The sequence below is a fragment of the Bradyrhizobium sp. P5_C11_2 genome, assembly GCF_054049755.1.
Genome location: NZ_JBFULT010000015.1, coordinates 21080 through 36154 on the forward strand (window position 1 = coordinate 21080; position 15075 = coordinate 36154).

Genomic DNA, 15075 nt, shown 5'->3' on the forward strand with positions numbered 1-15075 from the left:
ATCCCTAGGCACTGCAAACTTCGTCGCTCCGCGATGTGCGGACACGCCGATCCGTCATCCCGACCTGTCCCGGCTGGCAAAGAAACGACCGAAAACGCGCGCGACCCGGGCGCGCAACACGCCCGAAATGATCGACAAGCCGCTGAGCTCCGCCGGGACCGCCTCTCCCGGCGATGCACCCGACATGTGGCGGTCGAGATTGCCGGCGAAGTCCGCGACCAGGCGCCGGGCAAGATCGCGTACCAGGCCGGGACGCCCGACCTGGGCCAGCATTCCCGTGAGCGTGTAGCCGATCGACAGTTCGACGGCGGTCGCACGGCCGTCGTCGATCGGCACCAGGCGATAACGGATTTCACCCTGCGTCGCCGAGTGGCTGCGACGATCCGTGCCGATGCCAATGATGCGGCCGGAGAGCGTCACGGGATCGCGTTCGACGCGCGCGACCCCCTCGAAGGCCGCAGCGATCGGCCCGAGCCTGACGCGGATCGCGCCTTCGACGCGCTCCGGGCTTGGCGGCGCCGTCAGTGACACGCCGGGAAGGCAGGCTGCGATGCCCTTGATATCCTCGAACATCGCAAACACTTTTGCCGGCGCGTGCGGCAGCGTGCAGCGCTGATCGAGAACAGTGGCCGGAACGAAGTCCGGAATGACGGCCGGTGCGGAGATGTCCAATGCCGGCGCGAACTCCTGCCGCGCAGGCCGCAGCGGCTGTCCGTTTCCATCAGACACGGCCCGCCCCGAACCGGCGGGACCAAGGATGGTCCGGCCGCCATCGGCTTGCGGCGCGATGTTGCGCGCACGCCGGGCCTCGATCACGGACTGCACCGCCCGCACGATTCCGACGTAGCCGGTGCAGCGGCAGAGGTTGCCGCTGAGACCGACCCGGATCCGCCGTTCATCGGCGTCGGGCAGACGCAGCACCAGGTCGCGCGCGGAGACCAGCATCCCCGGGGTGCAATAGCCGCATTGCAGCGCATGCTCCCGTGTAAAGGCGGCGCGCAGCTCGACCATGACCTCGTCCTCGTCGAGGCCTTCGATCGTGGTGATATCAGCGCCTTGGCAGGCCACCGCATAGGTGATGCAGGACCGCGCCGGCACGCCGTCGAGCAGCACGGTGCAGGCGCCGCACACGCCGTGCTCGCAGCCGAGATGGGTGCCGGTCAGGTCGAGCCTGTCGCGGACGAAATCGGCGAGGCTGGTGCGCGGCTCCGCCAGAACCTCCACCGCACGCCGGTTGACGTTGAGGGCGATCGTGTTCATGCCGCGGCCTCATGAACGGCACGTTGCAACACGCTCACATGGATATGCCGCTGCACGGCGTCGCTGATGCCGGCCTTCGCAAGCAGACCATCCGCGACACGGGCATCGAAACGCCGCTTGTAGTCGGCGGCGACCCGTCCGCCGAACAGCTCCGCTGCATCGGTCACGACGATCGGCACTGTGTCGATCGCACCGATCACGACGCGGGCGGTGGCGGCAGCCGGGTCGACCAGGACCGCACCGATGGCATGGGCAAACTCGCCGGTCTTGCGGCAGCTCTTGGCATAGCCCCAATGCGCCGAGACCACCCGCGCCGGCACATGAACGGCCTCGACGATCTCGCCGGCGTGCAGCGCCGATTCAAGCGCACCGACGACAAACGCCTCGACAGCCATCGTACGCACACCGGCAAGGCTGCGCAGCGTGACCCGCGCGCCTAGAGCGGCGAGCGCCGAAATCCAGTCCGCGGCGGGATCGGCGTGGCTGAGCGAGCCGCCGATCGTGCCGCGGTTGCGCACCGCGCGATAGGCGATATTGGCCGCAACGCCGCGCATGGCGCCACGGGTCACATCGGGCGTGCGTTCATCCTCGATGTCGGCGTGCGTGACCAGCGCGCCGAGCACGAGTTCGCCGCCGCGAAGCTCCGCTTGCTTGAGTTCGGCAAGACCGGAGATGTCGACGATCAGTTCCGGCTGCAGCAGCCGCAAGTTCAGCATCGGGCCGAGCGACTGGCCGCCGGCGATGATCTTCGCCGAACCGTTGCTTGCTGCAAGCATCGACAGCGCCGCATCGAGATCGCGCGGCCGCTCATAGCTGAAAGGCGCAGGCTTCATGCCGCGGTCCTTTCGGCGGCGCGCGCGGCCAGCACGGCCGCGACGACGCGATGGGGTGTGATCGGCGACTGCATCAGCTCGACACCGAGCGGCCGCAGCGCATCGTTGACGGCGTTGGCGATCGCGGCCGGCGGCGCGATCGCTCCGCCCTCGCCGATGCCCTTCACGCCGAACTGCGTGTAGGGCGATGGCGTCTCCATGTGGTCGAGACGCGCCGCCGGAACTTCGGTCGCGCCGGGAAGCAGATAGTCGGCCAACGTGGTCGCGAGCGGCTGGCCGGAGGTATCGAACGGCATCTCTTCGTAGAGCGCGGTGCCGATCCCCTGGGCAAGACCGCCATAGATCTGGCCGTCGACGACCAGCGGATTGACGAGCACGCCACCGTCCTCGACGATCACGTAGTCGAGGATCTCGACCTCGCCGAGATCAGGATCGACCGCAACGACGGCGGCATGCGCGGCGTAGCTGAATGTCCCGCTGTCGCGCACGGGCTTGTAGCCCTGCGTCACTTCGAGGCCGCCGGGATCGACGTCAGCCGGCAAATCCTGCGGGCGGCGATACCAGGTGTGGGCGATCGCCTTCAGGCTGACGCTGCCATTGACGCCGCGCACCTCGCCATTCTGCAGGACGACCGAAGCCGGATCATGCTGCAACAATTTGGCACCGATGCGCCGCGCACGTTCGCCGAGCTCGCGGCAGGCGGTTGCCACCGCGCCGCCCGCCATGACCATCGAACGCGAGCCCCAGGTGCCGGTCGAATAGGGCGTCATCGCGGTGTCGCCGAGGATGATGCGCACCTTGGCGACGTCTATGCCCAGCATCTCATGCGCGACCTGGGCGAGCGTCGTCTCCATGCCCTGCCCGTGCGRATGCACGCCCACGCGCAGCTCGAGGCCACCGTCCGGCGTCAGCCGCGCCGACGCCTGCTCATGGCCCGGCACCATCGGAATACCCCAGCCGGAATAGACCGACGTGCCGTGCGCGGCCTGCTCGCAATAGATGGAGACGCCGACGCCGATCCTCCGGCCGCCGGTCTCGCCCTGGCTTTGCTTCGCGCGAATGGCCTCGATATCGATCGCGGCCAGCGCGCGCCGCATCGCTTCCGGATAATCGCCGCTGTCGAAATGCTTCTTCGTGATGTTGTCGAACGGCATCTGCTCCGGCCGCACCAGATTGCGCAGCCGCACCTCGCCGGGCTCGAGACCGGCCTCCAGCGCCACGAGGTCGAGCATCAACTCCAGCGCAAAGCACACGCCGGTGCGTGCCACGCCGCGATAGGGCAAAATCGGGCATTTGTTGGTGGCCACCGAAAAGGTGCGGCAGCGATAGGCCGGCATCTTGTACGGACCCGGCAGGATGCTCGCGACCTGCGCGGCTTCGAGGCAGGCCGAGAACGGATAGGACGAGTAGGCGCCGGAATCCACCGTCGCCTCGCAATCGATGCCGCGCAACGTGCCGTCGCGATCGGCGTAGAGCGTGATTTTGTAATGGTGCTCGCGGCAATTGGAGCTGGCGACGAGATGCTCGCGGCGGTCCTCGGTCCAGCGCACGGGGTGACCGCGCTGCATCGTCAGCCAGGACAGGCAGACCTCTTCGGGCAGCAAAATGCCCTTGTGGCCGAATCCACCGCCGACGTCGGGCGAGATGACACGGATCTGGCCCTCCTCCATGCCGAGACATTCGGCAAGGCCGCTGCGCGTGATGTGCGGCATCTGGGCTGCCGAATGCAGCGTGAGCTGGTCGAGCCTCGAATCGAAGGTCGCAACCACGCCGCGGCCTTCGAGCGGCGACATGCATTGCCGCGCCGTCGAGATCTCGCGCGTCACCTTGATCGGCGCGTCCAGCGCGGCGGAGATGTCGACCTCGTAATTGGTCTCCAAGAAGACATTGTCGCCCCAATGCTCGTGCACCAGCGCAGAGCCCGRCTCACGCGCCTTCAGCATGTCGTAGACCGCGGGGAGTTCGTCGAGGTCGAGCGTCACCGATGCCGCGATGTCCTCGGCTTCGGCGCGCGTCGGTGCGACGCACATCGCAACGAGCTCGCCGACCTGGCGCACCTTGCCGGAGGCCAGCACCGGCTGCTCCGAAATCTTGAAGCCCGGAAGTCCGGATACCGCGCGGATCGGTTTGACGCCGACAAGATCCGCCGCCGTGAAGACATGGCCACGATAGCGCTCGGGCACGTGGATGCCGCGGATGCGTGCATGCGCCAGCGGGCTGCGCACGAAGGCGACGTCCTGAAGACCCGCAAGCCTGATATCGCCGACGAACTGGCCGCGGCCGCGCATCAGGCGGTCGTCCTCCTTCCGCGGCAGCCGTGCGCCGACGCCCTGCCCGGATCTGCCTGAAGGAAACTCTCGCTCGTTGCGCAACTCCGCGTTCTCCTTCACCGCGCGGCCTATGCCGCAACGGCCTGCGGCAGGATCGGCGCGACCGCGTCGAAGCGCGTGCCGGCACGCAGGCAGAACGCCGGCTGCAGCAGACGCTCGGCGATCACCTCGTTCTTCTCGTTGTCCTTGAGGACGAAGCGGCCGTTCTTCTCCGCGAGCACCGAGACGTCGGCGTCCATGCCAACCTTGAGCGCGCCAATCTCTGCGCTGCGGCCGAGCATTTTGGCCGGATTGGAGGTGACCATCGGCACCACCTGCTCCAGCGACAGGCCGAGCGCCATCATCGAGCTCATCGCCTGGACCAGGCTGAACTTGGCCTGCCCCGCGAACGGATGGTTCTCCTCGTCCTCGTGCTCGTCGGGCGTCCCGGCCGGGGCGGGCACATGGGTGTTGTAGCCGTGAATGTCGGCGCCCAGCGTGGTCGGAATGATGCCGGCGGCAATCGCCTTCTTCGCAAGCCGATAGGAGAAGTGACTGCCGTGACCAACGTCGACCTTCAGGCCACGGTCGAGCGCGGCCTGGATCACCGGATGCACCTCGCCCTCGCGGTTGACGAAGCCGCCCGGATGGCGCGTGAACGGATGGGCGAGAATGTCGCCCTCGCGCAAGAGCGGAATCACGCGCGTCAGGATGGTGTCCGCGTCCTCGCCGTTGGCGCCGCTCTCGGGCAGCCCCCAGAGCTGGCCGAAATGCACATAGACCGGCAGATCGGCACGCTTGCCGATCTCCGCCGCCATCTCGATGACCCGGATGCCCCAGCGCGCGAAGCCGCCGATCTCGGCGTGCGCCTTGATGCCGCGCACGATGTCGAGATTGGCCGTCGCCGATTTGACGGTGGCATCGATATCGACACCGTCCGGACTGTAGAGTTTCGGATAGTAATGGCCCTCGAGCCCGCCGACGAGATAGGCGGACAGAAACGCATAGACGCGCGAGGCCGCGGGCTCCGCGATGAAATGACGAAAGCCGGGCAGCGTCATGCAGGACGGTCCGCCCTGATCGACCAGCGTCGTCACGCCCGACTGCACGCCGACCATGTCGGCATTCATGCCGAAGCGGCCGGAGACATACTGATAGACATGCGCGTGGGTGTCGATCAGTCCGGGCAGCACGAGCTTGCCGCCGACGTCGACCACCTCCTTCGCACTGGTCGGCAGGATGTCCGGCGCGAGCGCTGCGATCTTGCCGTTGCGGATGGCAATATCCCGGATGCCGTCCACGCCGGACGCCGGACAGATCACGCGACCGCCCCGCAGCAGAAGGTCGAAGCTGGCAGTGATGGACATGGCGTTCTCCTCCTCGCGGGCGCTTGCTCTGCATCGAAATGCGAAGCATGCTTCGCATTTTGACAAAAGCAAGCTTCGTGCCATCATCGGATGGTGGCGAGCGCACTCGAATCGAGCTAAGCGCGGCGGAGTTTTGGGTTGGGAGAGCGTGCAGTGCGGCAAGCGAACAAACGTCGCAGCGGGGGCAAGCACCGCCCCTGGCCATTGTCGCAGCGTCCCGGATATCTAATCCGGCGGCTGCACCAGATACACGTCGCGCTGTTCCAGGAAGCATGCAGCGCGTTCGACGTCACGCCACTGCAATACAGCCTGCTCTCCGCGTTGGCGGCGCGCGAAACCGCCGATCAGACCACTTTGGCGGCCGATATCGCCCTCGATCGGACGACAACGACCGGCGCGCTGAAGCGGCTCGCCGCACGAAACCTGGTCGAACGCGCCGTCAACAAGGACGATCGCCGGGCGCGATTGTGCCGGTTGACGCCGGCCGGCGCCGCCCTGCTGGTCAAGATCGAGGGCCCGGCGCGACGGGCGCACCGCGCGACGCTCGGTGATTTGAGCGAGCGGGAACAGGCCCTGTTCGTCGAGATGATGCAGCGCATCGTGGCCGGAAACCCCAGCCGCGACAGCGCCGCTGCCCTATTCGATTAGAAGCGGCTTGCAGCCGGCTGCCGCACTTTTGAGTTGGGTTGCTCAATTTATCATCGTACCGCTGCCCGGCAATGCAACGTCCTCCACGTCTCGCCGGGACACTCAAGCCGCCGAGCACCGTCTCACGGATGCAGCGGCGAACCCGCGCGTGACGTCGGCCGCACTTGAAAACTCAGTAGCAATCCGGCGCGAGCCACATTGCATCCGGCATCGGCGCACGCCCTGCTCCGGCCGCTCCGCAACCAATGGCACGATTTATGCTGCGATGATGCGAAGCGTGCTTCGTATTGGGGGATGTCATGACGGATTCCGAACTTCGCGCTGATATTCACAGCATCGAGCCAATTCCTGATGCGGACCGGGACTCGACCGGACCGCAGCAGATGTGGATCTGGGCCGGCGCCAACATCGCGCCGGTCAACTGGGCGCTCGGCGCGCTCGGCATCATTTTGAAACTCGGCCTGATGGAGACGATCGCGGTCATCGTGCTCGGCAACATCGTGGGATGCGCGATCTTCGCGACCTTCACGGTGATGGGACACAAGACCGGCGTCAACCAGATGGTGCTGAGCCGGTCCGCGTTCGGCGTTCGCGGCGCCTACCTGCCCAGCATCCTGATGTTCGTGATGACGCTGGGCTGGATCGGCGTGAACACCTACTTCCCGGTGAAGGTCTCGATGGGCATCCTCGGCCAGTTCGGTGTGCCCGACACCTGGCTGATCGAGATCGTCGTGATCACGCTGGTGATGGCCGCGCAAGTCCTGATCGGCATCTACGGCTTCTACGCGATCCGCACCTTCGAGAAATACACCGTGCCGCCGACCATCGCCATCATGGTGCTGATGAGCGTGCTGGCCTGGACGCGCCCCGGCGTCGTCAACTGGGGCCTCACGACGTCGCTGCCGCCGGGCGCGCATCTGGCGATGCTGACCCTGCTGATGACGGCGATCGGCGTCGGCTGGGGCATTTCCTGGGTCACCTGGGCCTCCGACTATTCGCGCTTCGTGCCGCGTAGCGTGTCGTCGAAATCCGTGTTCTGGTACAGCTATGTCGGCATGTTCGTGCCGACGGTCTGGCTCGGCATTCTCGGTGCGACCATCGCATCGACGACGCTGGACACCGATCCCGCCAAGATGGTCAGCGCGGTGTTCGGCGGGCCGGTCAGCATCCTGGTGCTGCTGATGGTGTTGCATGGCCCGATCGCCACCAACATCCTCAACGTCTACTCGGCGACACTGGCGGCGCTGAGCGCGGGGCTGAAGTTCTCGCGCTTCTGGCTCACCGTCATCGTCGGCGTTGCCGGCTATCTGGTTACGCTGTACTTCATCTTCGCGCCGTCCTTTGCGAAAGCGTTCGACAACTGGATGATCAGCCTGCTGCTGTGGATGAGCCCGTGGGCCGGCGTCGTGCTCGCGGACTTCTTCATCAAGCGGAAAGGCAAGATCGACGTCGCCGAGCTCTATCGGTCGCCGGAGACCAGCGTCTATGGCGACATCAACTGGGCCGGCATGATCGCGTTCTTCGCGGGCCTCGTCGCCGGATGGCTGGTCGAAGATGGCCTGGTTGGCGCGCTGCAGGGGCCGGTCTCGATCAACCTGTTGGGCGGGGCCGATCTGAGCTGGCTGTTCGGCATCGGAGTGGCGGGCTTGGTCTATCTCGGGCTGAGCAAGCATGTCACCTCGCCGTCCTCGATCGTTGCGAGCAGCGCTGGACGGTGAAGGCGGATCATGGACTTCGTGCTGCGATCCACGCCCGGAAACGTCCAGTGGGGACTCTGGGATGGACGGCTGAAGCCGGTGCTCCGGATTGCATCCGGAGACCGCGTCACCATCGAGACGCTCTCGGGCGAGCCGGACGATCTGCCCGATCCGTCGCTCGGCTTTGATACCGTTCCCGGACACACGGAGGTGCTGGCAAGCGCCTTCCGCGGTCCGGGGCCGCACCTTCTCACCGGACCGATCCATATCGAGGGCGCCGAGCCTGGCGACGTCCTCGAGGTGCGCGTGCTGAACATCGAACTGCGCTGCAACTGGGGCTGGAATCTCCAGGTCCCCACGCTCGGCACGTTGCCGGAGGACTTTCCCGAGTTCCGCCGCATCCACATTCCACTGGACCGCGCGCGCAACGTCGCGAAACTGCCATGGGGACAGGAGCTGCCGCTCGCGCCCTTCTTCGGCAATTTCGGCGTCGCACCGCCGCTCGGCTGGGGCCGGCTGTCCTCGAAGGAACCGCGGGCCTTCGGGGGCAACATGGACAACAAGGAACTCGGTGCCGGCAGCACGCTCTACTTTCCCGTCTTCGTGCCGGGCGCGCTGTTCTCCGCGGGCGACGGTCACGCGCTTCAGGGCGACGGCGAAGTCTGCCTGACCGCGATCGAGGCCGCGCTCACGGGAACCTTCGAATTCCATGTCCGCCGCGATCTCCGCCTCACCTCGCCGCGCGCGGAAACGGCGTCCGACTGGATCACCATGGGGTTCGATGAAGATCTCGATGATGCGGCCAAGGCAGCGCTGCGCGACATGATCGCGCTGATCCGCGAGCGGAGCAGCCTCAGTGCGCAGGACGCCTACACGCTCTGCTCGATCGCGGCAGACCTTCGGGTCACGCAGATGGTCGACGGCAACAAGGGCATTCACTGCGTCCTGGCGAAATCCCGGATGCCGTCACCCAACCCGATCGGTCCGGATCGCTAACAGCCGGCCGATCCGGACCTCGGCCTGCAAGCCATTGATCCCCTTGATCCAATTGACGGATTTGCGACATCCGGTCGCACCTCGCGCCCTTGCAAGATCTAACAACGCTTAAGCATCTCTAACAAGCTTCGTGACGGGATCGGACATATCGTTTGAACATCGACTTGCTGCATTCGGCAGTCCGGCGCGGCCGGCTCAGTTGCAGCGGTCCTCAGGAAACGAGACCAACGATGCTCACCGATATGCAAATGGGCGGCGCCTGGTTCAGCCATGACGTCAGCCGACGCGAACCGGACTTTCCGCAGCCGACGCATGCCTTTCCCTGCGAACGAAAATGGCGCCAGCCGGAGCAAGGCGGCTGGATTGCGGCCGAGGACATCACGATCTCGCGCTGGACCTGCGCGCAACCTGCCGCAAGGCGCGAAGAAGCGACAACGCCTCCCGACCGGTACTTCATCGCCATCGCCTTGAAGACGACCCGTCTCAAGCTAACCAGGGGCAATCAGAGCATTTTCGACGGCATCATGCCGGCGGGCACGCTGTATCTCGGTGCACCCTCGAAGCAGCTCAGCGCGCAGTTCGATGCGCCCTGCGATTTCCTGCATTTCCACATCTGCGTCTGTTGCTTTCCATCCCTTCAGTCCGGAACGGACGCTTCGACCCCCGAAGGCCTCAACGACCTTGTCCTGTTGCGCGACCCGTTCGCCGAGCAGCTTGCAAAGGCGCTGACCGATCACGGCAATTCGACCGACCAGGATTTCATCCGTTGCATCGGCCAGACGCTGGCGCTGCATGTTGCCCGACGCGAACTGCCACGCACGAAGGTCAACGCGYTGCCGAAATGGCGCCTGCGGCGCGTCGAGGAATATGTCGGAACGCACTTCGACCATTGCATCAGCCTGTCTGACCTTGCCAGGGTCGCGGGACTGTCCCGCATGCATTTCGCGGCACAGTTTCGTGCTGCGACGGGATACCGGCCGCGCGAGTACCTCCTGCACCAGCGCATCGAACATGCGAAATCACTGTTGTCGAATTCCAAGACGTCGCTGGCCGAGGTGGCGCTGGCCGTCGGTTTCTGCACGCAGGCGCATTTCTCGACCGTCTTCAAGCGCATCACGGGCGATACGCCGGCACGCTGGCGATGCGCCCGGCGGAGCGAACTGTCACCGGCCGCGACGTTCGGCTGCGATCCGGCTCCCATCCACAACAATTCGTCTCGCGTCGCCGCAAGGGAACGGCGTGAATCATGCGAAATGAGAAACTTCCTCGGTTCGTGAAATACGCCGTCCGCGGGATCGGCGATGCTGAAAATACAGTTGACTGCGCCCCCCGCCAGTCACGGCTCGTGCCCCTCCTCCCTGGCATACGAGCATTTGGGCCGTCCTCTCCCACAAGGACGGCCCTTTTTTTGTCGCTGCACTGCTGGCAGCGGTGCTGTTCAATCCCGCTTCAGTCCGATCGATTTGACGATGGGAGCCAGACGCGTCAATTCCTCCTCCACCAACTGCTGAAATTTGTCCGGGCTGGAATCGTCATCCGGCTCCATGCCTTGCGAGCGGTAGGTTTCCTGCAGCACCGGATCGGCCATGGCGGCGCGGGTTGCCGCGGCAATGCGGTTCACGATCTCATCCGGGGTCGCCTGCGGCACGAACAGGCCGAACCATCCGGCATAGTTGAGATCCGGCATGCCAGCCTCGGTGACGGTCGGAATTTCCGGCGCGCCGCTCAAGCGAGTCCGGCTCGTCACGGCGAGCATGCGCACCTCGCCGGCACGGTGCAATTGCACGAGATTGCTCGATACGACGGCGATCATCGCGGGGATCTGGCCGCTGACGAGGTCGTTGGTCGCGGCCGCTATGCCGCGGTAGGGAACGTGGACGAAATCGGCTGCGCTGCCCGATTGCCGCCTGAACATCTCGCCGACGAGATGATTGCCGGTGCCGACACCCGGGGTGCCGTAAGAAACCTTGCCGGGATTGTCCTTCACATAAGCGGCCAGCTCTTGCAGGTCCCKGACGGGCAGCGAAGGATTCACGACGAAGGCAAGCGTGCTGGTGATCAGGCGATAGACGGCCCGGAAATCACGGATCGGATCGTAGGCGGGACGCGCCGAGGACAACGGAATCATGACCTGCGTGCTGCCATTGCCGAGCAGCAGCGAATAGCCGTCGGGCGCACTTTGGGCCACCACGGCGGAGCCGAGCGCCCCGCCGGCGCCGCCCATGTTCTCGACGTAGACCGGGCCGAGCAGCGAAGCGACCCTGTCAGCCCAAGGCCGGCCGATCTGATCACCCGCGGCGCCCGCCGCATACGGGATCACCAGCCGAATGGGACGAGAGGGATAGTCATTGGCGCGCGCGCCGCCGGGCCATGCGGACAGCCCGGCAACACACGCGCCCGTTCCGAGGACGTCCCGCCGTGACAAAAGCTTCATTGCGCACATATTTCAGGGGCTGCATCGTTGTTCTTACAGCAGCGGAACACCAGGAGATACCGCTCGAGGGGATGAGCTGCCATCCCCATATTGCTTCAGGCGCTGCGGCGCCGTGCAGCAAGATGTCGTGRTCCCCGTGTCGTTCAAGGGGGTCGTCCAACGCCATGCAACAGCCCTGACGGGACGCGTCGATCAGGATTTCCCTGCCGCCGCTCCCGCGAAGTCCAGCACGGGCGCGGCCGCGAGCAGAGCCCTGGTGTAATCGTGTTGCGGGCGATCGAAGATGTCGTCGCGCGAGCCCTGCTCGACGATCCGGCCGCTCTGCATCACCACGACGCGGTCGGCGACCTGCTCGACGGCGGCGAGATCATGGCTGATGAACAGGCAGGCGAAGCCGTACTGCGCCTGAAGCCGCTCGAACAATTTCAGTATCTGGGCCTGGATGGTCATGTCGAGCGCCGACACCGGTTCATCCGCGACGACGAAGGCCGGCTGGCGCACGATGGCGCGCGCAATCGCGATCCGCTGCCGCTGACCTCCCGACAATTCATGCGGCCAGCGGCGGCCAAGGCCCGTGAGCCCCACCTCCTCCAACATCGCCTCCACGCGCCTGTCGCGCTCACCGGCCGTCAATTGCGGCACGTGGCGCAGCGGCTCGGCGACGATCTCGCCGAGGCGCATGCGCGGATCGAGTGAGGAATAGGGATCCTGGAACACAAGCTGCGAGGCCAGGCGAAACTCGCGGTCGACCGCGGTCGTCACATCCCTGCCCTGGAATCTGATCTCCCCGCCCGACGTCGGAATCAGCCGCAGCATGGCGCGGCCAAGCGTGGTCTTGCCTGAGCCGCTGCCGCCGACCACGGCAACCGTTTCACCTGCGGCGATGTCGAGATCGACGCCGTTGACGGCCGAGACACCGGCATCGCGGCGGAACAATCGTTGTCGCCCGGCGAAGCCGACCTTGAGGCTTCGCACGCTGACGAGAGGTTTGCCGCCTTGCCGCTGTTTCGCGACGGCACCGCGGCGCGGCAGGGCCTCGACCAGCCGCTTCGTATAAGCCTCTTGCGGCGAGAACAGGATTTGCCGCGTCGTGCCGGTCTCGACCATCTTGCCCTGGCGCAGCACCAGTGCCCGCTGCGCATAGCGCGACACCAGTCCGAGATTGTGGGTGATCAACATCACCGACGTGCCGTGGTCGCGGGCGAGCCCGACCATGAGATCGAGCACCTCGCGCTGCGTCAGCGTGTCGAGCGCCGTGGTCGGCTCGTCCGCGATCAGGAGTTTTGGCTTCAGCAGCATCACCGACGCCAGCATGATGCGCTGGCGCATGCCGCCGGAGAATTCGTGCGGATAGGCGTCATAGGTCCGCTCGGGATCGCGGATCTGCACGCGCGCCAGCATGTCGAGGCAGCGCCGCCTGATCTCGCGCTTCCCGATCCGCGCGTGCAGGCCGAGCCCCTCCGCCATCTGCGCCCCGACGCTGATGGCGGGATTGAGCGAGACCATCGGCTCCTGGAACACCATGCCGACGGCAGGCCCGCGCAGCGCGCGCATCTCGCGCGCCGAGACGGTCGAAAGGTCGACGCCGTCGAGCACGATGCGGCCGCCGGCCTTGCGAAGGCCTGATGGCAACAGACCGAGCACCGCGCGCGCCGCCGCCGTCTTGCCGCTGCCGGACTCACCGACGACGGCAAGGAACTCGCCGCGTTCGACGGCGAAGGAGATGTCGTCGACCACCGCAACCTTGCTGGCGGACGCCTCGATGCGCAGATTCGCGACCGTGAGCAGCGTCATCCGTGCGCCATCCTGGGGTCGAGGCGATCGCGCAGGGAATCGCCGAGCAGATTGACGCCCAGCAGCGTGAGCGCGATGCACAGGCCCGGCGCGATCGAGAGCCAGGGCGCCGTCTCCATGAACGGACGGCTCGCCGCCAGCATGTTGCCCCAGGTCGGCGCCGGCGGCGGCACGCCAAGTCCGAGAAAGCTCAGGGCGCTCTCCGCCAGAAGCACCCAGCCGAACATGCTGGTCGCCAGCACAGCGACCGGTGCGACCGCGTTCGGCATCACGTGGCGCAGCATCGAATAGACTTCCGAATTGCCGATGACGCGCGAGGCCTCGACATATTCCTTCTCGCGGATCGACAGCACGGTGCCGCGCACCACGCGAACGACCGACGGGATATAGGCGAGACCCAGCGCCAGGATGAGCCCGACCTTGTTGGCGCCGACGACGATCATCACGGCCAGCGCCAGCAGGATGCCGGGGAAGGCGAGCAGCGCGTCGTTGGCCGCCATGATGATGCGATCGGCCCAGCCGCGGACGTAACCGGCCGCGCATCCGATCACCATGCCTGCAACAACGGCCAGCAGCACCGTGAGGAAGGCAATCACCACGCTGGTGCCAGCCCCGACCATGACGCGGCTCAGCACGTCTCGGCCGAACTCATCCGTACCGAGCCAGTGCAGTGACGACGGTGGCTGGAGCCGCGCGCGCAGATTGATGCGAAGCGCGTCGAACGGCGTCCAGAATGCTGCGGTGAGCGCCGCGCCGAGCAGGAGCGCCATGAGGGTGCCACCGATCGCGGTGTTGGCGCGCAACCTCATGCCACCGTCACCCGCGGATCGAACAGCGGATAACAGAGATCGACGATCAAATTGACCACGACGTAGATCACGGCCGTGAACAGCAGRCAGCCCTGCACCACCGGATAGTCGCGCGCGAAGATCGAATCGACCAGCAGCCGCCCGAGACCGGGCAGCGTGAACACGGTCTCGATCACGGCGATGCCGCCGAGGAGATGGCCGAGCACGAGGCCGATCAGCGTCCAGGTCGGCGCGAACGCGTTCGGCAGGACGTGGCGGGCGAGCACGCGCCACTCCGGCACGCCCTTGGCCCGCGCGTGCGTGACATATTCCAGCCGCAGCACCTCGATGGATGCGGCCCGCGCCATGCGCGTGAGCACGCCGATCTCCACCATGGTCAGCGTTGCGATCGGCAGCACGATGAAGGTCGCCGCCTGCCAGAAATTCTCGGCGAACGGCACATAGCCGATCACCGACAGCCATTTCAGCTTGAGTCCGAACAGCAGCAGCAACAGCAGGCCGAGCCAGAAACTCGGGATCGACAGCAGCAGCGTGGCGCCGCCGACGACGGAGAGATCGACGAGGCTGTCCTGCTTCCAGGCCGCGACGAGGCCGGCGGGAACCGCGATGCAGGCAGCTAGCCCGACCGCCACCAGCACGATGATGGCGCTGACCTGGAAGCGGTCGAGGATCAGCGGCAGCACGGCAAGGTTGTTGGTGATGGAATGGCCGAAATCGCCGGCCGCGAGTTTCGCGATCCAGTGCATGAACTGGATCGGCATCGGCTGGTCGAGCCCGAGCTGCGCACGGAGCTGTGCGGCCTGTGCGGGATCGGCGGCGTCGCCGAGCATCACCTGTACGGGGTCGCCGGGAATGAGCCGGACCAGCGCAAAGACCCCGATCGCGACCAGCAGCAGTGTCGGGATCGTCATTGCCAGCCGTCTTGCGA

The 15075-nt window shown here is 66.0% G+C and carries 12 protein-coding genes; 4 read left to right on the forward strand and 8 right to left on the reverse strand.

Annotated elements, in window-relative coordinates; genetic code table 11:
* Positions 1–54 precede the first annotated feature (54 nt).
* From ACXJL8_RS03290 to ACXJL8_RS03305, 4 genes are read right to left on the reverse strand one after another with little or no spacing between them, the layout of a single operon-like run.
* A complete protein-coding gene (locus ACXJL8_RS03290; RefSeq protein WP_456617686.1) occupies positions 55–1260 on the reverse strand; it encodes a xanthine dehydrogenase family Fe-S subunit in 1206 nt (401 codons plus the stop codon).
* Positions 1257–2093, reverse strand: coding sequence for an FAD binding domain-containing protein (locus tag ACXJL8_RS03295; protein ID WP_456617687.1), 837 nt, complete (start codon positions 2091–2093; stop codon positions 1257–1259). The genes ACXJL8_RS03290 and ACXJL8_RS03295 overlap by 4 nt, the downstream gene beginning before the upstream one ends.
* Complete coding sequence (locus tag ACXJL8_RS03300) at positions 2090–4483, reverse strand: xanthine dehydrogenase family protein molybdopterin-binding subunit (RefSeq protein ID WP_456684627.1); 2394 nt, start codon at positions 4481–4483, stop codon at positions 2090–2092. The genes ACXJL8_RS03295 and ACXJL8_RS03300 overlap by 4 nt, the downstream gene beginning before the upstream one ends.
* An 8-nt stretch (positions 4484–4491) precedes the next feature.
* Positions 4492–5769, reverse strand: coding sequence for an amidohydrolase/deacetylase family metallohydrolase (locus ACXJL8_RS03305; protein WP_456617689.1), 1278 nt, complete (start codon positions 5767–5769; stop codon positions 4492–4494).
* A gap of 153 nt (positions 5770–5922) precedes the next feature.
* Here ACXJL8_RS03305 and ACXJL8_RS03310 point away from each other — a divergent pair, with 153 nt between their 5' ends.
* From ACXJL8_RS03310 to ACXJL8_RS03325, 4 genes are all read left to right on the forward strand, one after another.
* Positions 5923–6417 carry a MarR family winged helix-turn-helix transcriptional regulator gene (locus ACXJL8_RS03310; protein ID WP_456617690.1) on the forward strand — a complete coding sequence of 165 codons (495 nt, stop codon included), beginning with the start codon at positions 5923–5925 and terminating at the stop codon, positions 6415–6417.
* Between the two features lie 299 nt (positions 6418–6716).
* Complete coding sequence (locus ACXJL8_RS03315; RefSeq protein WP_456617691.1) at positions 6717–8135, forward strand: cytosine permease; 1419 nt, start codon at positions 6717–6719, stop codon at positions 8133–8135.
* Between the two features lie 9 nt (positions 8136–8144).
* Positions 8145–9110: an acetamidase/formamidase family protein gene (locus ACXJL8_RS03320; protein ID WP_456617692.1), complete on the forward strand. Its 966-nt coding sequence runs from the start codon at positions 8145–8147 to the stop codon at positions 9108–9110.
* A gap of 230 nt (positions 9111–9340) precedes the next feature.
* On the forward strand, positions 9341–10387 hold the full coding sequence (locus tag ACXJL8_RS03325) for a helix-turn-helix domain-containing protein (protein WP_456617693.1): 1047 nt from the start codon (positions 9341–9343) through the stop codon (positions 10385–10387).
* 161 nt (positions 10388–10548) lie between these two features.
* On the opposite strand, the gene ACXJL8_RS03330 is transcribed toward ACXJL8_RS03325, so the two are convergent.
* The 4 genes from ACXJL8_RS03330 to ACXJL8_RS03345 form a co-directional block, all read right to left on the reverse strand.
* On the reverse strand, positions 10549–11544 hold the full coding sequence (locus ACXJL8_RS03330; RefSeq protein WP_456617694.1) for a Bug family tripartite tricarboxylate transporter substrate binding protein: 996 nt from the start codon (positions 11542–11544) through the stop codon (positions 10549–10551).
* A gap of 192 nt (positions 11545–11736) precedes the next feature.
* A complete protein-coding gene (locus tag ACXJL8_RS03335; RefSeq protein WP_456684628.1) occupies positions 11737–13338 on the reverse strand; it encodes an ABC transporter ATP-binding protein in 1602 nt (533 codons plus the stop codon).
* Positions 13335–14147 carry an ABC transporter permease gene (locus ACXJL8_RS03340; RefSeq protein ID WP_456617696.1) on the reverse strand — a complete coding sequence of 271 codons (813 nt, stop codon included), beginning with the start codon at positions 14145–14147 and terminating at the stop codon, positions 13335–13337. The genes ACXJL8_RS03335 and ACXJL8_RS03340 overlap by 4 nt, the downstream gene beginning before the upstream one ends.
* Positions 14144–15064, reverse strand: a complete 921-nt coding sequence (locus tag ACXJL8_RS03345; protein ID WP_456684629.1) for an ABC transporter permease — start codon at positions 15062–15064, stop codon at positions 14144–14146. The genes ACXJL8_RS03340 and ACXJL8_RS03345 overlap by 4 nt, the downstream gene beginning before the upstream one ends.
* Between the last annotated feature and the right edge of the window lie 11 nt (positions 15065–15075).

Coding starts and splice junctions, on each gene's coding strand:
- ACXJL8_RS03295 (WP_456617687.1), bottom strand. CDS start 2,093: ATGAAGCCTGCGCCTTTCAGCTATGAGCGGCCGCGCGATCTCGATGCG.
- ACXJL8_RS03340 (WP_456617696.1), bottom strand. CDS start 14,147: ATGAGGTTGCGCGCCAACACCGCGATCGGTGGCACCCTCATGGCGCTC.
- ACXJL8_RS03290 (WP_456617686.1), bottom strand. CDS start 1,260: ATGAACACGATCGCCCTCAACGTCAACCGGCGTGCGGTGGAGGTTCTG.
- ACXJL8_RS03305 (WP_456617689.1), bottom strand. CDS start 5,769: ATGTCCATCACTGCCAGCTTCGACCTTCTGCTGCGGGGCGGTCGCGTG.
- ACXJL8_RS03320 (WP_456617692.1), top strand. CDS start 8,145: ATGGACTTCGTGCTGCGATCCACGCCCGGAAACGTCCAGTGGGGACTC.
- ACXJL8_RS03335 (WP_456684628.1), bottom strand. CDS start 13,338: ATGACGCTGCTCACGGTCGCGAATCTGCGCATCGAGGCGTCCGCCAGC.
- ACXJL8_RS03315 (WP_456617691.1), top strand. CDS start 6,717: ATGACGGATTCCGAACTTCGCGCTGATATTCACAGCATCGAGCCAATT.